At 48.5% G+C, this 21,722-nt stretch carries 13 protein-coding genes and 1 tRNA gene; 12 read left to right on the top strand and 2 right to left on the bottom strand.

The features are described from left to right. The first annotated feature begins 5 nt into the window (after nt 1–5). Together KXJ70_RS03160 and KXJ70_RS03155 are read left to right on the top strand one after the other, a co-directional pair. Complete coding sequence (locus tag KXJ70_RS03160) at nt 6–4,076, top strand: response regulator (RefSeq protein WP_219041993.1); 4,071 nt, start codon at nt 6–8, stop codon at nt 4,074–4,076. Nucleotides 4,077–4,132: 56 nt separating this feature from the next. Then, nucleotides 4,133–5,086: a diguanylate cyclase gene (locus tag KXJ70_RS03155; RefSeq protein ID WP_219041992.1), complete on the top strand. Its 954-nt coding sequence runs from the start codon at nt 4,133–4,135 to the stop codon at nt 5,084–5,086. 50 nt (nt 5,087–5,136) lie between these two features. Here KXJ70_RS03155 and KXJ70_RS03150 read toward each other — a convergent pair whose 3' ends face one another. Together KXJ70_RS03150 and KXJ70_RS03145 are read right to left on the bottom strand one after the other, a co-directional pair. Next, nucleotides 5,137–6,189, bottom strand: a complete 1,053-nt coding sequence (locus KXJ70_RS03150) for an NAD(P)-dependent alcohol dehydrogenase (protein ID WP_219041991.1) — start codon at nt 6,187–6,189, stop codon at nt 5,137–5,139. A gap of 176 nt (nt 6,190–6,365) precedes the next feature. Continuing rightward, nucleotides 6,366–7,454: an EAL domain-containing protein gene (locus KXJ70_RS03145; RefSeq protein WP_219041990.1), complete on the bottom strand. Its 1,089-nt coding sequence runs from the start codon at nt 7,452–7,454 to the stop codon at nt 6,366–6,368. A 699-nt stretch (nt 7,455–8,153) separates the two neighbouring features. Here KXJ70_RS03145 and KXJ70_RS03140 point away from each other — a divergent pair. The 10 genes from KXJ70_RS03140 to KXJ70_RS03095 all read left to right on the top strand — a co-directional run bounded on the left by KXJ70_RS03140 (nt 8,154) and on the right by KXJ70_RS03095 (nt 21,651). Further along, on the top strand, nt 8,154–8,717 hold the full coding sequence (locus KXJ70_RS03140; RefSeq protein WP_219041989.1) for a CBS domain-containing protein: 564 nt from the start codon (nt 8,154–8,156) through the stop codon (nt 8,715–8,717). Nucleotides 8,718–8,950: 233 nt separating this feature from the next. Further along, complete coding sequence (locus tag KXJ70_RS03135; protein WP_219041988.1) at nt 8,951–9,448, top strand: MarR family winged helix-turn-helix transcriptional regulator; 498 nt, start codon at nt 8,951–8,953, stop codon at nt 9,446–9,448. Continuing rightward, nucleotides 9,448–10,593 (top strand): HlyD family secretion protein, encoded by a 1,146-nt coding sequence (locus tag KXJ70_RS03130; RefSeq protein WP_219041987.1) that lies wholly within the window; start codon nt 9,448–9,450, stop codon nt 10,591–10,593. Before KXJ70_RS03135 ends, KXJ70_RS03130 begins: the two co-directional genes overlap by 1 nt. After that, nucleotides 10,594–12,150, top strand: coding sequence for a DHA2 family efflux MFS transporter permease subunit (locus KXJ70_RS03125; RefSeq protein ID WP_219041986.1), 1,557 nt, complete (start codon nt 10,594–10,596; stop codon nt 12,148–12,150). It begins immediately after the preceding gene. A gap of 200 nt (nt 12,151–12,350) precedes the next feature. After that, complete coding sequence (locus KXJ70_RS03120) at nt 12,351–14,450, top strand: TonB-dependent receptor family protein (RefSeq protein ID WP_219041985.1); 2,100 nt, start codon at nt 12,351–12,353, stop codon at nt 14,448–14,450. A 246-nt stretch (nt 14,451–14,696) separates the two neighbouring features. Then, the gene (locus KXJ70_RS03115; RefSeq protein ID WP_219041984.1) at nt 14,697–15,830 is read left to right on the top strand and encodes a CaiB/BaiF CoA transferase family protein; all 1,134 of its coding nucleotides are present in this window, start codon (nt 14,697–14,699) and stop codon (nt 15,828–15,830) included. A 237-nt stretch (nt 15,831–16,067) separates the two neighbouring features. Continuing rightward, nucleotides 16,068–17,090, top strand: coding sequence for an SAM-dependent methyltransferase (locus KXJ70_RS03110; protein WP_219041983.1), 1,023 nt, complete (start codon nt 16,068–16,070; stop codon nt 17,088–17,090). A 148-nt stretch (nt 17,091–17,238) separates the two neighbouring features. After that, a tRNA-Arg gene (locus KXJ70_RS03105) sits at nt 17,239–17,315 on the top strand. 320 nt (nt 17,316–17,635) lie between these two features. Next, the gene (locus KXJ70_RS03100) at nt 17,636–19,369 is read left to right on the top strand and encodes a VRR-NUC domain-containing protein (protein ID WP_219041982.1); all 1,734 of its coding nucleotides are present in this window, start codon (nt 17,636–17,638) and stop codon (nt 19,367–19,369) included. Continuing rightward, complete coding sequence (locus tag KXJ70_RS03095; RefSeq protein ID WP_219041981.1) at nt 19,366–21,651, top strand: ATP-dependent DNA helicase; 2,286 nt, start codon at nt 19,366–19,368, stop codon at nt 21,649–21,651. Before KXJ70_RS03100 ends, KXJ70_RS03095 begins: the two co-directional genes overlap by 4 nt. Nucleotides 21,652–21,722 lie beyond the last annotated feature (71 nt).

Raw genomic sequence — 21,722 nt, 5'->3', positions numbered from 1 at the left:
TTGTCGTGGCTGCTACCGTGATGATTCCTATTTCCGATAGCAAAGTTAGAAATAATCAAGTTCAGGCACTAGAGAATTATCTAGACAACATAGCTGTAGCGAAAAGCAATGCGGTACAAGCCTCTCTTGAACGCTTGCGGAAAGATGTCTATTTTTTATCCGGTACACCACCGATTGCGGGGATTATTCGTGCTAGTCAAAATGCCGGGGTAGATAAACAAGAAGACAGCAGCACCGAGCTGTGGTCTAAACGCTTGCAGGAAATATTTGCTGCTTATTTAGAGACGCATCCTTCAGTCATGCAGGTGCGTTATATTGGCCTTGCAGACGGTGGCCGTGAACTTGTGCGGGTAGATCGAAATAATGGCCGTATTCAAAAAGTTAAGTCGAGCGGCTTGCAGCAAAAATCAGAGCGAGATTATTTTCAAGACGCGATAAATCGCCGACCTGGTGAAGTTTATGTTTCAGACATTAATTTGAATCGTGAGCACGGTGAGATAGAAGTTCCCCATATACCAACACTTCGATTGGCGGCTCCAATTTTCGATCAAAATTTGAGCGTTTTTGGCATTCTAGTCATTAATCTAAATATGACGGAAATATTTCGCACCCTGAGTGCCGACTTAGATGAAAATGAAAATATTTACCTTCTCAATGGCGATGGCGAGTTTCTATTACACCCAAATGAAGAGAAGACCTTTGGGTTTGAGTTAGGTAATAGTTATCGTTGGTCTGATGAATTCAGCACGGGAGATGACGATACCGACGCTGCATTTATCCGATTAGATAATGGTCAAATTACCCACGCGATACTCAGTCAGATTGCCTATGACGGTAACCGCGCGATAGATTTGGTGGTAACCGCGCCAGATACAGTTATTGCCGCTGCAGTTGCAAAAGCCAGATTATTTAATCTTTATATTTTATTCGGGTTTATTACTTTAACCCTGATGTTTGTGTACCTTGTTGCAGCGAATCTTCGCCGTCGAACACAGGCGGAACAGCAGAATGCGACGATGGCGGCTATTGTGGACGGCACAGACGATGCCGTAGTGAGTAAATCTATAGATGGTATTGTCCAAAGCTGGAATCGCGCCGCGGAGGTAATGTTTGGTTATACCGCCAAGCAAGCACTTGGCAAGAAAATGATAGATCTTATTGTTCCCGATTCGCTTTTGGCTGAAGAACGCGGAATTTATAACCGCGTTGTCAGTGGTGAAACTGTTCCTCATATTGTCACTCAGCGACGTCAGCTAAACGGTGACTTAATAGATGTTGCAATTACAGCTTCGCCTTTGAAGAGCGAGGATGGAGAAGTATTTGGTATCGCTAATATCATTCGTGATATTTCTGATATGAAATCAGCGCAAGAACAATTGCAGAATTTGAATGAGAACCTAGAGCAGCAAATTGAGTTGCGAACTAGTGAGCTTCAGGCTGCATCTGCTTTGCAGAATGGAATTTTAAGTAATGCCGGGTACGCTATTTTTACAAATCGTACAGATGGCACCATTACGCTATTCAATCCCGCAGCAGAGCGAATGCTGGGTTATAAGGCCGATGAAGTTGTTAATAAATTGCCGATGTGGGTGCTATTTGAACCGTCCGAGATACAGCCTGAGTTGGAACGCTTGAACAAAGCCGGCGGCGTAGGCAAGCAGATCTCTAGTGATGTTAACTACGAGCGCGAGTGGACTTTTGTTCGCAAGGACGGCTCCAAATTTCCGGTCATGCTAAAGAGCAATACTTTGTACGGAAATAATGGCGAAGTAATTGGCTACCTCGGGATAGCGCGGGATCTAACCGTACATAAGCAGCAGCAGAAAGAGTTAGAAAGCGCCAAGGGCATAGCGGAAGAAGCCAGTAAAGCAAAGAGCGAATTTTTGGCGAATATGAGTCATGAAATTCGCACGCCAATGAATGCGGTACTGGGTATGCTGAATTTATTGAAATATACCGAGATGACTGATCGGCAGTCCGATTACGTTCGTAAAGCCAGCGGTGCCGCTGAGGCACTGCTGGGTATTATTAATGACATACTCGATTTTTCTAAGATAGAAGCAGGTAAATTACTTCTCGATGTTCGCCCGCTTATTATCGATGATGTGCTGCGTGATATTGCTGTTATTCTCAGCATGAATCTCAATGATAAAAATGTTGAAATTCTATTCGATATTGATCCCGCCGTTCCCAAAATGGTCTTGGGCGATGCCCTGCGTATGAAGCAGATTTTGATAAATCTTGCTGGTAATGCGGTTAAGTTTACAGAGCGGGGCGAGGTAATATTATCACTATCGGTTCAGCATGAGCGCGCGCAGAGTTTGGTGCTGGGTTTCAGTGTGCGCGACACTGGCATAGGTATGACAAATGAGCAGCAAAAACGAGTTTTTGCATCGTTCACCCAAGCCGAGGCTGGTACCAATCGACGCTTTGGCGGCACGGGTTTAGGTTTGGTAATAAGCCAGCGTCTCATTCGCTTAATGGGTGGCGAGCTTGAAGTTGAAAGTGAATTGGGCAAAGGAAGTACATTTTCCTTCTCCTTAATTGTCGACAAGGTTCAGGATCAAGAGCTGCTCGAGGCTGAGCGAAGAACACCTGCGCCCAAATATCGGAATTTGCATATTTTAATTGTTGATGATAATAGCAGCGCGCGACAAATCATTGCTGGTATTTGCGAATCTTTTGGCTGGAGCTCTCTCGAGGCTGAGTCTGGTGAAGCCGCGTTGGGGTTGATTCAGGAAAGTATCAGAAACGGAAAACATTTCGATATTGCGTTTATAGATTGGATGATGCCCGTTATGGATGGCTGGCAAACAGCACAGGCGATTCGAGCTTTACAGTTAACGGTAGGCTTGCCCCGCTTAGTAATGGTGACTGCCCACGCTAAGGAAGTATTCGATCAGCGTGTGGATGCCGAGCAGTCTCCGCTTGATGGGTTTCTAATGAAGCCGGTCACCGCCTCTGATATTTATAATTCAGTAGTCGATACGCAGACCGGTAAGCCAATTTCGAGCGGCGATGATAAGAGTGATGCACAAACGGCGAAAAATGCGCTTGCCGGAATGAGAATATTATTAGTCGAAGATAATGTAACCAATCAACAAGTTGCGCGAGAGCTACTCGCGATTGAGGGCGCTGAAGTAGAGGTCGCCGACAACGGTAAAATTAGTTTAGATTGCATCCGAAATGCGGTGCGGCCTTTCGATGTGGTGTTAATGGATATACAGATGCCGGTGATGGACGGCTATGAAGCGACCAAGGAAATTCGCGGGAACTTAGGTCTTAAGCACTTGCCTATCATTGCGATGACAGCTAACGCGATGCCTGCTGACAAAGAGGCATGTTTAGCGGTGGGCATGAACGATCATATCGGCAAGCCTTTTGAGCTAGCGGAATTGGTTAGTGCCCTGCTTAAAGCCTGCGGGCGTCAGGAAGATGTCTCGTCTGCCACGACGGCCAAAGTGAGCTTGGATACAAGCGAGTTGCCGTCGGCGCCAGCAGGGTTTTCGTTTAAAGAAGCTTTGCTGAGGATGGGTAATAATCGTGAGCTTTATGCAAGCCAGGCGCGCATGTTTGCAAGTCGGCACAGCGACGATATTCAAAACGTATTGAGCTTGCTACGCAAGAATAACCGACCCGCTGTCGTCCGAGAGTTGCACACCTTGCGCGGTGTGTCCGGTACATTGGGTGCGCAGGCCTTGGCGGCGTGCATATCGGAGGCAGAGGTTGCTGCCAAAAGCGTGGTTGAAGCTTCCGTTATTGAAACTATATTGATCAGGGGTGATGGTTTGTTACAGCAAGCCTGCAAGGTTTTACTGGATCTTGCAAATACACTGTACCCCATTGCTGATGCGGCTGACGCGGTTATTGAAGATGAGGTGGCGGTGGATTCTGATCAGCTACAATCACTGTTGAGTCTATTGAAGGAAAGTAATATGCGGGCAATGGAAGTGCATGCGGAATTAAAGCCAGGCTTGGCGGGTTATGGTGAACAGGCGGTGGCATTGGACGATGCGATCGCAATGTTAGACTTTGCCAAGGCGGCAGAGATTCTAAATACTATATTGGCGTCGTAGACCCTTTAATTATAGGCGCAGATTTTTATTAAATACATTTTTATTAGGCATTCATTATGAGTGATAGCAAGCCCTTATTCCCGTCAGATGTCGTGCCGGGTATGTCATACCCTGAGCGACCGAAATTGTTGATTGTTGATGATCAGCCGGTGAATATTCAGGTTTTATATCAGGTGTTTAGTGCTAGTTGTGAAGTGTTTATGGCGACTAGTGGCAAGCAGGCACTAGAAGTGTGTCAGCAAAAAAAGCCAGATTTAATTTTACTTGATGTTGTTATGCCAGATATGGATGGGATCGAGGTCTGCCGAGCGCTAAAGGCCGAGCCGGAGAGCCAAGATATCCCTGTTATCTTCGTGACCTCACAAGATAGCCCTGAAGAGGAAACCCTGGGTTTAGAAGTTGGCGCAGTAGACTTTATTAGCAAGCCCGTGAATCCCGCCGTGGTCAAAGCCCGCGTTAAGACACATCTCATGTTAAAAGTTCAAGCGGACGCATTGCGTGAGTTAGCATCCGTTGATGGTTTGACGGGGATAGCCAATCGGCGTCGATTTGATGAAAGAATTGAGGCTGAGTGGCGGGCCTGCCGTCGTGCCGAGCAGCCGCTCTCTGTCATTATGATTGATGTCGACCACTTCAAAAAGTACAACGATCACTACGGACATTTGGAAGGCGATACTTGCTTAAAAGCCGTTGCTAAAGCACTTAAAGAGAATGAGTGGCGAGGGCGCGATATTGTTTCTCGCTATGGTGGTGAAGAGTTTGTTTGTTTGATGCCTGAGACTAATTTAGAAGGCGCAATGCAGAAAGCTGAGGCGATCCGCGAGCGATTATTCAAGCTCGCCTTGCCCCACGCGCATTCTGATACTGCGGATCGAGTCACGATTAGTGTTGGTGTGGCGTGTACTATTCCTGATGAGCGTGATTTGAGTAGTTTGCTTTCTGCTGCTGACTCTCAACTGTATAAAGCGAAGGAAGGTGGACGGAATCGTGTTGAGGGTGCCTCAGTTTAATTTGCTGCCCCCTGCATTTTTCAAGGAAGGAGGCGAGCAAAAGCGTGCTTTTAACTGTCGGCTTTGAGAGTGGCAAGATCAATTACAAAGCGGTACTTGACGTCATTGTTTACAACTCGGTCGAAGGCCTTATTAATTTCCGCGATATCAATCAATTCAATTTCTGAAACGATATTGTGTGCTCCACAGTATTCCAGCATTTCCTGAGTTTCTTTTATACCTCCGATAAAGGATCCAGAGATCACTTTGTTGCTGAGTATCAGCCCCGGTTTAAAGGCGAGCTGCTGATCGGGCAAGCCCACTAGGCATAGCGTACCGTTGCGTTTTAATGCTGATAAATACGGATTGATGTCGTGTAGTGCGGAGACGGTGTCCAGTATAAAATCGAAGCCGCGCGCAGATTTCATCGCCTCTGCGTCAGTGGAGATGATGACATTATGTGCCCCCAATGATTTTGCGTCCGCAGCTTTGGATTCACTGGTCGTAAATAAGGTGACGTCTGCACCAAAGGCATGGGCAAATTTTAGTCCCATGTGCCCAAGTCCACCTAAACCGACTACGCCGACTTTCATGCCAGGGCCAATTTTCCAGCGCCGCAATGGCGACCAAGTTGTAATACCTGCGCAGAGCAGCGGGGCAACTGCCTTAGGATCGAGTGTACTTGGAATATGCAGGGCAAAATCGGCATCGACGACATAATTTGTTGAGTACCCGCCCTGACTGATGACGTTGCTATCCTTGCGCTCTTTGCTACCGTAGCTCATGGTGACGCCTTTTTGGCAGTAGTGTTCTTCGCCATCTTCACAGGGAGTACATGTCCGGCAGGAGTCAATGATACAGCCTACGCCGGCAAGGTCGCCGACCTTAAAGTCACTTACCTGATCGCCAACGCGAGTTACTCTGCCGACCATTTCATGCCCTGGTACGATCGGAAAACGGCTGCTTCCCCATTCGTTCCGCGCATAGTGGATATCTGAATGGCAAACACCGCAATACAGGAGTTCTAGCACAAGATCTTGACTTCCCGGTTCACGACGATCGAAGTCGACAGGTGCCAGTGGCGATGTAGCAGTACTTGCAGCATAGCCTTTAGATTGAATCATTAATTGCTCCAGTTTTAATGTGTGCACAAAATCAGTGTGCCGGTAACTACTGCGGATATAAAAAGTGGGCTTTACCATAGCGTACTTGGTGCAGCTAGCTCAATGCTTGCAATATTGCGGTGTACCCGGATGTTGCCGCCGAAAGTGTCTAAATGACATGCAGAGATTAAATCTAATTAGTCGGCGATTATTGCCGCAGGGCGGCCATAAAAATACCCTTGAAAATAATCTATGCCTATTTCTTTGCAGGCGGCTGCGTCTTCTTCTGTTTCTACGCCTTCGGCCAACGTTGCTATGCCCATTTCTTGGACGAGTCTATTTAGCGATGCGAGCAATCGATACCGTGGTGACTCGCTGTTGCCAACGCCGCGCACCAAGCTGATGTCGAATTTAATTATATCGGGTGGCGCTTCCGTCAGTTCGCGTAATCTAGCCTGCCCAGCGCCAAAATCGTCGTAGGCAAGGCCAATATTCAGCGCACTTAAACCGTTGCGAATTTCTACCATGGCGCCGATATCGGTCACTGCGGCTTCATGGACTTCGAAAAATAACGTTAGGCTGGGGTGCAGCTTGCGAAGCTCGGTTAATTCTTTGAGCAATTTGTCCGGGTTATGGCACTCTTCAGGATGGGAGTTAAAGAACAGTGGCTTGTCGATTCCTGCGAGTTCTGCCTGTATAAAACCTTGCCGGCGGAACAGCACGCTTAGCTCAATTTGTTTATTAAGCGACTCTGCGATTTTGAATAATTCATACGGGCTGGCCCCCAGGGCCGGGTGTTTGCCTCTGCCAAGCAGTTCGTAGGCGTACACATCGCCATTTCGGGAGGTAATGATTTGCTGAAACGTTGTGACAAGTTGCTGTTCTAATAACTCTGCAAACTCCTTACTTTTCACCGCAAAATGTTTTGGTAGGGTTTGCATGCTAATGCGGGTGTGGTCTTCATCGTCATCTGTATCTTGTTCGACCTTGGTGCAATATTCTATTCCGGCAAAATGGACGATATCGCCGACCTGGATTTGGATGTCTGTATTGCTTTCAATACGCTGATGATTCACAAAGCAGCCGTTGGTGCTTGCTAAATCCTTAAGGACCACCTTTCCGTCTTGGTAATCAATTTGGGCGTGGATACGAGATAGTGAGGCACTATTTACGACGACATCGCAGTCTGTGCTGCGGCCAATGGTCATTGGCAGCTTATCTAGCACAATTCGCTGGGGTATACCGTTACTCACAATGCAGCTTTCGAGATAGTAGATAGTATCCATAAGTCCTTTTTATTCGGATCAACGCAATGAAGATGCTGATATCGTTGTCGGTATTGCAATCAAGTAAATATACCTGAGGGCGGCCATCGAGTCATCGCTTGGTATGGCTTAGCGTTATGCAGGATTCTAAGTTCATGATTTTTAATGCAATTTATATTTATCACAAGTCTGCTTAGCACTTTTGCCGACAGAGTGTTAGCTAGGCAGTAAACGATAGTCTGGCGCTAGAGAGCAAGTGCTGGAGTTTAAAAGTTGTTATTTTTGCCGTTAAACGTAGGCAAGAATCCCGCATCTCGTTATGATCAAACTTGTTTGTTTGGTATCGTATCCGATCTTATCGAGCCCCTGATGCTACGAATTGTATTTTCCATGATGCTTTTTTTGCTGTGCACGTTTGCACTGGCAGATAATTCGCGTCATACAGTAAATACTATTCCGAACACTGTCGGGGATGTTGTCGACGTCGATTCCGGGCTATCGGAGACCGCCGACTTAGTATTTACACTGTCTGCTCAGCGTAGCCCAGTAGCTCCTTTTTATGTACTAGAGAGCCGAGCCCTCACACCGCTTGCTCGTGCGTACTCTAAACGCCTATTTGGCAATACCTCTATTCGCGCCCCCCCACTAGACCTCTGAAGTAAAACATCGTCTGCCGCTTAATTGCTGGCGTTCAGTTCTATTATTCAGAGTAAATATCTCATGAGACATTTTGATTTGTATGATGCTGATCAGATAGATCAGTTGGTTCATCCTGAAAATTTCCAAAAAATTAGCAGCGGCTCATCCGCAAAAGTCATATTTACTGATTTTGCAGAACACGAGCCACTCGTTATTGAAGCTAGCAGCAGCGCAATAGAGGCCGAAAACATGATGCGGCGATCACATGTGCGCCTGAAGTTGGTGATTGATGAGCAGGGCCTATTCCTTGGCGTAATTGCGCTTGAAGACTTAAGCGATGGCGAAATCATCAAGAAAGTCGCTAAAGGCTATAATCGTGACGAACTCCAGGTTGCGGATATGATGCGCAAGCGCCAAGACCTAAAGGTGTTTGATTATGCCGATCTCGATCTGATGACTGTCGCTGATGTGTTATCGGTACTTAAACTGTCTGGCCACCAGCACTGCTTGGTGGTTGAGAGAGAAAAACACCAGATTCGAGGCGTCATTTCAGCCAGTGATATAGCGCGTAAATTGAAAATGGATATTTCTATCCAGCAACCACCAAAGTTTGCCGAGTTATATCTATCGTCTTTACATCGCTAAGTTTCTAACGTTAATTTTCCCGCTTCGGCGGGAAATTTCACTTCCCTACGCAATGTCACTCGTTGCATGAAATTGTCAGTGTAGTCTGCGCGATAGCTATTTTCCGAGCCAGCGGCGCCGAACATGGTGATTATTTTTGCAGCCCAAAATTATAAACTAGTGGATTACTGGGTAGGTATCTATTTGATAGGTGGCTATTGAATAGGTGCCTATCTATTTGTTAGTATGGCAAAATGAAAAGCACTAATCACTTACAAATTGCTGCATCGATTTTGGCGGACACCTCTCGAATTCTTAGAATGGATTTTCGACGTCGCGCCCAGCACCTAAACCTCACCCAGCCTCAATGGCAAACTTTGCTTAATTTGTCGCGCGAACCTGGCATTAATCAAGCCAATCTTGCCGAGCAACTTGATGTGAACCCGGTTACCGTCGCGCAGAGTGTTGATCGCCTTGTGAAAGCGGGCTTGGTTCTTCGTGAGCGGCGGCAACAAGATCGCCGAGCAGTTAGCTTATTTTTAACCAGCAAGGCGGAACCCTTATTAGAGGAGCTAAATGTGATTGCGGCTGAGACGCGAGCGGTCGCATTCGCGGGGTTCAGTGCTGCCGAGGCTCAACTGTTTGAAGAGCTATTACTTCGAGTAAAAATGAATTTTTGTAATACCGATAATACTACTAAAGCTGATGTAAAAGCCTCCGCGTCAGCGCGGTCTAGCAAGGAAGATGTGTAATGGATAATCAAGATCAAGCGTCACATGAGTTCATTGCGGCAGAGACAGCAGAAAAACAGCGTCGTTTGCGCCACCGTCTTTTTCTTGTTGTTCCTGTGTTTGCCATTGTTATCGCGGTGTATGTGTTTGTTTTCGGTGGCCGCTATGTCACGACAGATAATGCTTACATAAAGGCAGATGTGGTGAATGTAGGTGCTGAAATCAGCGGCAATATATCCTCTGTGAGTGTTAAGGAAAACCAGTACGTTGAGGCCGGCGACATATTATTAAAAATTAATTCTCGTGCTTTTGAGGTTGAGCTCCATGATGCGCAAGCTGAGCTTGATCAGGCGTATATGCGCATTGAATCGTTAAAAGCAGCGTATGTTCAAAAGCAGTCTAGTTTAGCGGCGGCAAAAGACGACTTCGAGTTCGCTAATAAGCAACTGCACCGAATTAGTGATTTACACCAGCGGGGCATGGCTTCTGGTACTGCCTTAGATCAAGCGCAGCGCGATTTAAATGTGGCTCGAAATACTGTTAATAAACTCGTAAGTGACAGTGCAGAAACCTTGGTGCAACTAGGTGGCAAATATGATTTGGACATCGAAGCACACCCAGCGGTGATGGCGGCCCATGCAGAGCTAGAGAAAGCGGAACTTAATCTTGAGCGTTGTATATTGCGTGCGCCAATTTCAGGTATTGCGTCGAAAGTGCCGCCGCAGGGGCAATACGCGATGCCGGGATTGCCATTAATTAGTGTTGTTGCCCACGATAATCCCTGGGTGGTCGTAAATTTTAAAGAGGATCAGTTGGCGAAGCTAACATTGGGTGCAGAGGCAGAAATTGAAATCGATGCCTACCCAGGAGAGACGTGGCGAGCGACGATAGAAAGTATTGCACAGGCCACCGGGGCGGAGTTTGCTTTACTACCCCCACAGAATGCGACAGGGAATTGGGTAAAGATTGTTCAACGCCTACCGGTTCGGCTAGCGCTTGAGCACCATCAACACGAGTCGCTGTTGAGGGCAGGCTTGAGTGTTAGTGTAAAGGTTGATACCGGCGTGCCCGAAAGAATGAAATCACTATTGGCGCTTTTTGGTCGCAAAAAGCACGGCGAAACTGGTACGTCATCCGATACGGCACTCCTTGCCGAGAAGCGGTAAGTGAGTAGCACTAATACAATACGAGCCAGTGTTCCCGCTGTTGCGGTTGGTGCGACTGGTTTAGTTACCTTTGGTACCTTGGCTGCAACAATGATGCAGGCCTTAGATACGACCATTGCCAATGTGGCGCTGCCCCATATGCAGGGCAGTTTGTCGGCGTCTCAGGAGCAGGTTGCTTGGGTGCTGACCTCGTATATTGTCGCATCTGCTATCGCGACAACGCCTACTGGGTATTTGGCTAATCGTTATGGCGTAAAACGTATATTTCTGATTGCTATCGTCGGATTTACCGTCGCCTCAATGTTGTGTGGCGTGGCTAGCAGTCTTGGCGAGATCGTTTTCTTTAGATTGTTGCAGGGTGTGTTTGGTGCGGCTTTAGTCCCTTTATCGCAAACCACACTGCTAGATAGCTACCCCCCAGAAAAACAAGGGGCGGCAATGGCGGCTTGGGGTGTTGGGGTAATGATTGGCCCTATTCTTGGACCCGCGCTGGGTGGTTGGCTCACTGAATATTATAGTTGGCGCTGGGTGTTTTATATTAATTTGCCTATCGGTATTGCCACCTTTTTTGCCCTAAAGTCAGCTCTGCCAGATCCGGATGTTGAATCACTTCGCGCTGAGCCGATGGATTTTTCTGGCTTTTTGTTCTTGAGTGTTGCCATTGCCGCCTTGCAGTTAATGTTGGATCGCGGACAAAGTTTAGATTGGTTCCAGTCCACAGAAATTCTTATTGAATGCGGTATCGCGATTGCGGCGTTCTACTTGTTTATAACCCATACATTGACAACGGATAAGCCGTTTATACCGCCACAGTTGTTTAGGGATCGGAACTTGGTTGGGGGATTGGTCCTTATCGCCATATTGGGTGTTGTGTTGTTTTCGACATTCGCCTTACTGCCGCCGTTTTTACAACGACTTCAAGGCTACCCTGTCATTACCGCTGGTTTGGTAATGATGCCGCGTGGCGTTGGGACCATGATTGCGATGCAAATATCCGGTTATATACTGAACCGAGTTGACGCCCGTCTCCCCATTTTCTTTGGCATGTTGCTGTTGGCGATCGCGCTGTCTTGGATGTCGACATTTAATTTAGACGTTGGCGCTCAAGAAGTAATCTATAGTGGCCTAGTTCAGGGCTTAGGGCTTGGATTTATATTTGTACCGCTCTCTGCGGTGACCTTTTCGACATTGGCGCCAAAGTATCGCGGCGAGGGCACATCTTTATTTAGCTTGTTACGGAATGTTGGCAGTAGCGTTGGTATCGCCTTAGCATTTGCTTACCAAGATTATGGGACAAAAATGGCTCACTCTGTGTTAGTGGAAAATATTAACCCTTTCAATCCAGCGCTGATAAAATATGTGGATTCCTTTGCCGGCGTTAATAGCGTGAATGCCATGGTTAGCATAGAAGTGGAGCTGCAACGGCAGTCGGCGGTAATTGGTATGCTCGGTGACTTTCACTACATGGCGATTGGTGTGCTATGCGCTATTCCCTTAATCCTGTTATTGCGGCCGGGTAAGCTGGACGAGAGTGGTCATGAGTCGGTGATGGATTAAACTTCTTTAAAACCCTTGCTCTTGCAGAGTGTTGCCTCTCCGTGTTTTCAGGTAGGGGCTTTTTTCTAGGTAATAGGTGCAAACGCAGCGTTGAAATATCTGCGAACCTTGTTTAGCTGCGACGATTTGCCGCATTGGCACACCCTGTGTTACCCCATAAAATTCGGCTTCTTTTTTTAGTGCGTGAGTCGGACCATTCTATGAAGCTGTTTCCATTGGATAAAACAGGCGCGGCGATACTACTTTCTGCGGCGCTTCCCCTTAGTGTGTTTGCCGAACATGCACAGATGGAAGAGGTTTTAGTTCGCGACCATGAGCTGGGTACCAGCTTGCAAGTAGAGCAGTCTTTAACGCCGGGCGGCGTGTCGGTTCTAGATAGTGCGTCGCTTATGGAGCGCAATACCGGAAATTTGGCGGACGCACTTCGATACATTCCCGGTGTATGGTCCGCCAGCACCAGTGGCAGCGACAGTATTTTCTTCTCTAGTCGCGGATCGAATCTTGATGCCACTAATTACGATATGAACGGTATTAAGCTGTTACAAGATGGCTTGCCGGTTACCACGGCGGACGGCAATAACCACAATCGTATAATTGACCCCCTAGCTAGCCGTTACGCGAGCATTGCGCGCGGTGCAAATGCGTTAAAGTATGGCGCCAGTACTTTGGGTGGCGCCATTGATTTCGTTACACCCACGGCGCGTAACTCGGACGCTAAGCAATTGTTCCTCGGCTTTGGTAGCTTTGGACAAAAGCAAGCACGACTAACCCTGGGCTCGGTGTTAAGCGAGTCCGTCGATGGGCTTGTCACCCTCGAGAAAAAGCAGCGCGATGGTTATCGAGATCACAATGAAAGTGAGCGCAAGGGTGTGTACGCCAATTTAGGCTGGCAGCTAAGCGAGAATATTGAATCACGCTTTTTCTTTACTTATATAAAAAATGATGAAGAGTTGGCGGGTGCACTGACTGAAGCAGAATTTGCCGCTGACCCTGATCAGGCAGGCGCGACGGCGGAGTCGGGTAATTTTCAAGTAGATGTAGATACGCGGCGTTTTGCGAATAAGACGACATTCACACTCAGCGACAATAGTAAGCTCGAAATGGGCGTGTATCGGGAAAATCAGCACCTGTTCCACCCGATTGTTGATAAGGTTTTAGTGGACTTTGATGGTCCCGGTCCTGACCAACCCGTCGAGGTTTTTAGCTTGCTGATCGATACCAAGCATCAGGATCAAGGTGTCGTGCTGCGCTTCAGCCACACGCTGGGTGATCACTCGATATTGGCGGGCGTGAACTGGGGCGAAAACAAAGTTGAGGGCGGCAACTACCGCAATGACGGCGGTATGAGGAATGGTCTGACGACGATTGTTGATAATAGCGCTGAAAGCCTGGAAACTTTCGTGATGGATCGTTGGCAGTTTAGCGAGCGCTGGACGTTGGTTTATGGTGTTCAAGCGATCTCTACAGAACGCGACGTGCGCAATACCTCGGTGAGCTCCGGTGCCTTGCGTAACCCGTCCGAGGATTACAACAGTTTCAACCCTCGGGTTGGTGCCATATACCAATGGAGCGACGATATTGAGGTGTTTGGTAATCTTAGCAAGCTCTATGAAGCGCCTACTAATTTTGAGCTCGAAGACGAGGTCAGCGCTTCTGGCGCAACACTAGATGCTATGCAGGGACAGGTCCTTGAGGTAGGGAGCCGAGGACGCCACGAGTTTGGTCACGATAACTTTTGGCGCTGGGACGTTTCTCTATATTACGCGTTGATTGAAGATGAAATCTTGTCGCAAGACGACCCCAGTGCACCGGGTACCAGTGTCACCAGCAATGTCGATGATACTGTTCACGCAGGTGTTGAGGCACTAATTGATGCAAGTTTTGCTATTTCCCACACCGCCAGGATTGAGCCTTTAGTTAGCGTCACCGTCAATGAGTTTTCTTTTGATGGCGATACGACCTATGGCGACAACCGCTTTCCTGCAGCACCTAAATATGTCGTTCACGGCGAGATAATGTACCGCCATGACAACGGCTTTTATGCTGGCCCGACCTTTGATGTGGTTGATGAGCGCTATGCGGATTTTTCTAACTCATTCACTATTGATAGCTATACCTTGCTGGGATTCCGCCTTGGTGTAAATCGCGAGGCATGGCAGGTGTATCTCGATATTCGCAATATCACTGATGAAGAATATGTGTCAGTTCACAGCGTGGTTGATACCGTCGCTGCTGACTCTGCGATATTTAATGCCGGCGAGCCTCCTTCAGCTTACGCCGGATTTGTATTCCGCTTCTAAATCTTCCTAAAGCCAGCTAAGGCCGCTAGTTTGCGGCCTCTCACTTTGGGCCAGTAATATCGTGGCGCCTAAAGCCGATATCGAATTCCTTTGACGGTTCCCTAAGCAGTGCTAAGCGTGCAGAATAGCGCGGTGCTGGCTTGGACGATTCGTTATACCCTAACTGAAATAAACAGGTAGCAAAGCTAACATATAATAATCGGCCAATAGCCGAGCCTATTGATTAAGGGATGGACAGGAAAAGATATGGGACCACTTGCCGGAATACGAATTATAGAAATTGAGGGGCTAGGGCCGGCTCCATTCGCGGGAATGATGTTTGCCGATATGGGCGCAGAGGTTATCTCTATTACCCGTAAATCTGCTGCGGTAGGCAAGCCGGTGGCTAATACAATTAGCGAGCGCGGTAAAAAATCGATTGCCATTAATTTAAAAGACCCGCGTGGAATAGAGGCAGTACTAAAGCTGTGTGAATCTGCGGATGCCTTGATTGAAGGTTTTCGGCCAGGTGTTGCTGAGCGTTTAGGTATTGGTCCTGATGACTGCGCCGCGCGTAATCCCAAGATGGTTTACGGACGAATGACAGGCTGGGGGCAAACGGGCCCTATGGCGCATGCCGCGGGCCACGATATTAACTATATCTCGCTGTCCGGAGCGCTTCATGCAATGGGGCGAGATGGCGATAAGCCAGTGCCACCACTTAATTTGGTCGGTGATTTTGGCGGGGGCGGTATGTTCCTGGCCTTTGGTGTGGTGTCTGCAATATTGGAGGCCAGCCGCAGTGGTAAAGGTCAGGTGGTTGACACCTCTATGGTAGAAGGCTCCGCTGCTTTAATGCATATGATGTACAGTTTCTTTAATCAGAATGTATGGGCTGATAAGCGTGGTGTTAATTTGCTGGATACTGGCGCGCACTTCTATGAAACCTATGAAACTAGTGATGCTAAGCACATTTCACTTGGCCCTATCGAGCCTCAGTTCTATCACATTTTAAAAGAGAAACTAGAGTTAGATGACAGCTTTGAGCCGCAAATGGATTCGGCTCGCTGGCCTGAATTGGAAGAAAAGCTTGCTGCTATTATTAAAACCAAAACCCGCGACCAATGGTGTGAACTACTCGAAGGCACTGACGCCTGTTTTGCACCTATATTGTCGATGACAGAGGCGCCAAAACACCCACATAACGTCGCGAGAAATTCCTTTATTGAAGTGAATGGCGAAATTCAGCCTGGGCCTGCCCCCAAGTTCAGTCGTACCGTGCCGACTGTGCAAGCGGGAGCACCGCGACCTGGCAGCCACACTGACGACATATTGGCATCGCTTGCTGGCTACGACAGCGATACGCTTGCGGCGCTGCGAGCAGATGGGGTTTTAACCTAGCGCTACTTCAAGGTAATAAGTCGGGATTCAGAGGTCCAGGGCGCCTTGCTGCGAAAGCAGACAGGCAAACTGAACTCTAACTGATTACCTTGAAGGAGCACTGCTTTAGGACAAGGTTTAGCAAGGGCCGATTGTAGGCCCTTTTTTTTTGTCAAAAATATTGTCTGCCAAGATCCGTATTCGGTATCGAATCGTAAAAACGCTAATAAAGCGAATCGCTCAGTGACGGAGTTAACCATGATAGACCCAATCATACTTGCCGAACGCGGCTTGGTACCTGACGTGCTGCTCCGGCGGGGGATTCGCCGAGAGCTAGCGGATCGCCTGGTGCAGGAAGCCAGCGATGATTTAAATAGCAACGAAGTCCGCCGCAGACAATTTCGCGATGAACTGCGCCATTCGGAAATAGCGATCAATACCACAGATGCAAACGCCCAGCATTACGAAGTGCCCGCGGCCTTGTTTGAACTTATGCTTGGCCCCTGCCTTAAATACAGTAGCTGCTGGTGGGATGAGCATTGCGACAGCCTCGCCGATGCAGAGCAGGCGATGTTAGAGATGTATGCGGAGCGAGCGCAGTTGGCCGATGGTCAGAAAATTCTCGATCTTGGCTGTGGCTGGGGCAGCTTTACTCTTTGGGCTGCGGCGCGCTATCCCAATGCGCATATTACCGCCGTGTCGAACTCCTCGGGCCAGCGTCTATTTATAGAAGATCAGGCGCAAAAGCGCGGTTTGAGCAATATAAAGGTCATTACCTGCAATGTTGGGGATCTCAGCCTAGATACCCGTTTTGATCGACTTGTTACTGTTGAGATGTTGGAGCACGTTCGCAACTACCGCGATCTGCTTGCCAGCGTCTCGCAGTGGCTAGAGCCAAATGGCCTCATGTTCGTTCACATATTTTGTCACGCCTACCTGCATTATCCCTTTGATGGTGGCTGGATGACCGACCACTTCTTTAGCGGCGGTCAAATGCCTGCCTTCGATACGCTAATGCATTTCTCAGAACATATGCGCATGGTCGATAGCTGGCGAGTTAACGGCGAGCACTATTCCAAAACACTAGAGGCATGGTTAGAAAAGCTGGATGACAACAAAGCCCAAGCGCTTGAAATATTAAAAGACGCACCCAACCCCAAAGTGCAATACCAGCGCTGGCGCATGTTTATGCTTGCCTGTTCGGAGTTGTTTGCTTATCGCGGGGGGCAGGAGTGGTTTGTAGGTCACTACCTGCTAACACCTGGGCAGTTAGCTGACTAAATACTGTCATTGGAAGAGGGGGCTTATTACGTAATCGGCTTATATATCAATATGTTGGTGAATTTTTGAACAACCCTAGGAAATTCACAATATATTGATATAAGTCGTTGACAGGGCAAGCCCGCTTCCATATAGTACGCAGCCTGAAGCGCCCGTAGCTCAGCTGGATAGAGTACCTGGCTACGAACCAGGCGGTCGCACGTTCGAATCGTGCCGGGCGCACCAAACATAAGTCTTTGACTTATATAAAAAAACCTAGACCTTTAGTCTGGGTTTTTTTATGTCTTAGATTTGGCTATGACGCCCGGCTCTAGGCTCTACCCCATTAACGGGGGATGGCACTCATTAAACCCTGTTTATAATCCCGTCCCACCCGCAGTGGACCAGCACTCGTAATCGATAATTCTCAAAGTTTCTAAAACCATACGCTCGCCTAGCTTCCGTTTATTGCCTTGGCGAGCTTGTGTATGTTTCGATGGGAAAACTAAAAGGCGCCAGCGAGCTTTGCTATTAATGTGGACGATAATCCAAGAGAAGCTAAACGTTTGGCTAGCCAATTAATGTGTGCACCCAATAGTGATGAGGAAAATAGCATAGCAATAGCTTCGACAGCGGTGCCCGCCTTGCAAAGCGCATCACTTAGCAATCCGCTCTATTATTTAGAAAACTTTCAAACGGTGATTCGCTGGGTTTTAGCTCATCACGCGGATTTACTCTTGCACGATGAGCGGGCGCTACTAGTGCAGTTGTTGAATCAATCGGAAGCAGGGCAAGCAATAGTTACCCGTCTAGTTATGCGCAAGGGCGAGTTGTTCCGCCGTGATACCTTGGCTTACGATGAAATCCCCTCGATCGACGACGCATTGCACGAGCTTGCGCAATCTGACTGGGTGGATCTAGAGCCTAACCTTGATGCCCCTGAATTGTATAGATTGTGTCGTCGCGCGGAGTTGCACACTTTGCTGTCCGATGCTGGGTATGGTTTTGCAAAAAATATTCGCAAGTCCGAATTACTTGATCCGCTTCTGGAGTTAGGCGAGGAGCGGGGGCCTCGTATTCTTCGTGACTGGTGGTCAGATAGTGCAATACACATTGTCGGCTTGAGAAACGGTGCACTCTTGGAGCGGGTGCGGCTGATGTTCTTTGGAAATCTGTATCAAGACTGGTCGGAGTTTGTTCTTGCTGAGCTCGGACATCAGCGCTATGAGTCGGTCGAGTTTAGTTCGCAGTCCCGCGCTTTTAAATCACGGCGGGAGTTGGATGACTATATTGCGATTCACCAATGTCAGGTGAGGCTTTTTGAAGAAGAACCGGTCGCCGATATTTTGCGTGACTGTCCCAATCAGTTAGATAACCCGTGGCTTGAGCACCGGCGCCAACGCATGATGTTTCAACTCGCACAGCAGACCGAGCGAATGGGCGATCTGGAATTGGCAATACACATTTATTCGAACAATTCTCTGGATGAAGCTCAAGTGCGTTTATATCGCTTGCAGGAAAAGACCCGCAACGATATCGAAGTGATGCTCGTACAGCTAGAAAACACCCTATTAAACATTCGTCGCCCTGAGCCACGGCTACACCTTTCTCGCATTGCCCACCGGCTGCGACGTAAGATCAAGTTGGCAACTGCCGCTCCAGTTAAATCAATAATCCCCACTCATCATTTTCAATTGGTGAAAGGCGAAGACCGTGTGGAGCTGGCGACATTAAATGAGTTTGCAAAAGAGGCGGGTGTTGTTGGCGCGTATTGTGAAAACACCTTGTTTACGGGTCTCTTTGCTTTATTGATGTGGCCCGTACTTTATGCGCCGCTTCCTGGTGCGTTCTTTCATCCCTTCCAAGCGGGGCCTGCGGATCTGTTTCGGTCTGATTTTGCAGTGCTACGACAGCGAGAAATTGATGCGAGATTAAGCCTCCTTGAGACCGGTGAGTATCGCTCCGCTATGCTGGCGTGTTGGGATGCGAAGCAGGGCATTGCTTGCACACTGATACATTGGCCGTCATTGCCGAGATCTTTATTGGAGCACGCGCTAACCTATATTCCCGCTGAACACCTTGAGCTGGTGTTTCGCCATTTGCTAAGTGATTTGCGTAACCACCGCCGCGGCATGCCTGATTTAATCGTGTTTAATCTAAATCAACATACGTATCAACTTGTAGAGGTCAAAGGCCCGGGGGATCGTTTACAAGATCACCAGCGGCTTTGGATAGAGACTATGCTTGCAGCGGGTTTGCCAGTTTCCGTGGCAGAAATACGTTGGGAAGACGCGCCATGATGCGAGTGTCAGTTAGGTCGCTGTGCGAGTTCGCTGCTCGCACCGGAAGTTTAGAGTTTCGTTATACCCCCGCGCCGACGTCTGAAGAGGGCATGATGGGGCATGTTGCGGTGCAGCAGCGCCGCCCCGACCCCTACGTCGCCGAATATGCGCTCAAGGGGCAATGCGCCGGCTTGGAAGTGAGCGGTCGCGTAGATGGCTATTATGCCAATCAACAAGAGTGCTTTTTAGAGGAAATCAAAACCCATCGCGGTAATGTAAACCGTATTGGCCCGGGTCGTCGCGATTTGCATTGGGCGCAGCTCAAAGTCTATGGTGCGCTGCTTTGTCAACGCGATAAGCGAGACAGTATCGCATTGCGACTGACCTATTTCGAAGTGCGCGATGAGCTGGAAACCACTGAAGATATTACGTTTGAGGCGACTGAATTAGAGGATTATTTAGAAGAGCTTTGTCGGTGTTATATAAGTTGGGCGAAGCAGGAGACTGCGCATCGAGAAGCTCGAGACAATGCCCTACTTGCGCTGAGCTTTCCTCATCCAGAATTTAGAGCGGGCCAACATTCACTGGCGAAAGTGGTATACCTGTCTGCCAAGAACGCTGTGCCGCTATTACTGCAAGCGCCAACGGGCATTGGCAAAACCGTGGGGGTGTTGTTTCCCGCCTTACGGGCGATGCCTGAGGTGGAGTTGGATCGCGTATTCTTCCTGACCAATCGCAATACGGGGCGCAAATTAGGGCTGGATGGCTTGCGAATAATTCTAGATTCGCAATCTTTGAGCTTACCGCTGCGAGTGCTTGAGCTGTCATCGAGAGAGGCAGCATGCGACAACCCGGATAAGGCATGTCATGGTGACTCCTGCCCACTAGCGAAGGGCTTTTTTGACCGTTTACCTGCTGCCCGACAGCAGGCAGTCGAAGAGGGGTTTTTAACTCAAAGCACACTTCGCCGCATCGCCGGCGAACACAATGTGTGCCGTTATTTCCTCGCGCAGGAAATGGCGCGCTGGTGCGATGTGGTCGTGGCTGACGTCAACCATTACTACGACCAGTTTGCACTGCTATACAGCCTAACCATCGCCAATGAGTGGCGGGTAATGCCGCTAGTCGACGAAGCGCATAATCTAATTGATCGCGCACGAGGGATGTATAGCATTGCCTTGGGTGAAGCGGAAATGCTCTATGGCATACGCAAAGTGCCGGCCCCACTACTCAAACCCATGTCTGAACTTGAAATCGCTTGGGCGTCAATGATTCGCCCCTTCCTGGATAGCGATGAAGATATTGAGCAACGTCGCTACTACTTAAAGTCCGTGCCGGAGGATTTAAATACGGCGCTTTACGGCCTAATTTCAGCAATTACAGATTACCTCACCGACAACCCTGCTGCCGCAGAAGTACAGAATGTACTGTTTACGGCACTGGGATTCTTGCGGCTTGCAGATAAATTTGATGAGCATTCCCTGTGTACCTTGGAGTTTGAAACCTTTGCTGGCAGTGTGCGAGCAAAGCCGGGCAGCGCAAAACTACTCATCGACAACCTGATACCAGCCGACCATCTCGCACAGCGTTTCATCGATGCCGTAAGTACGATTCTGTTTTCTGCGACCCTGTCACCTGCGGGCTACCACCAAGATCTTTTGGGCTTGCCGCAGACCACTAACTTTATTGACATTGAAAGCCCATTTGCGAAAGAGCAAATCGACTTACGACTGGTAACAACCATTAGTACCAGGCACCACGATCGCGAAGACTCATTGGTGCCAATTTGCGCGCGTATTATTGCGCAATATAAGGCAAAGCCCGGTAATTACTTGGTGTATTTAAGCAGCTTTGATTACCTCAATACTGTCTATAAACGGTTGGGGACGTTGGCGCCGGCGCTGCGACTACTGCGCCAGACTCCAGGCATGCCGCCATTTGAGCGTGAACAATTTATAAGTGATATTAGTGATACCGCGCCAAGTGTCGCTTTTGCGGTGCTGGGCGGCGTGTTCGGTGAAGGTATCGACTTACCCGGCGATAAACTGATTGGGGTATTTGTCGCGACACTCGGATTAGCGCCACACGATGAATTTCATGAGGTACTAAGGGAGCGCCTAGAAGCGCGCTACGGTAGGGGCTATGACTACACTTATATATACCCAGGCTTGCAAAAGGTAATACAAGCGGCGGGGCGCTTGATTCGGACACCTGAAGATCGTGGCGTTATCGAGCTTATTGACGCCCGCTATGCTTGGAAAAAAGTGCGATCACTTCTACCTACGTGGTGGGGTATTTAAGTGTAATTACTTTAGATTTACATGGCGATATGAGTTATGCGACGAAAGCGCTAACTATCAGCTGCGGAGTT

It is taken from the genome of Zhongshania aquimaris, assembly GCF_019312595.1.
Classification (GTDB): Bacteria; Pseudomonadota; Gammaproteobacteria; order Pseudomonadales; family Spongiibacteraceae; genus Spongiibacter; species Spongiibacter aquimaris.
This window is presented reverse-complemented; position numbering and strand designations above follow the sequence as displayed.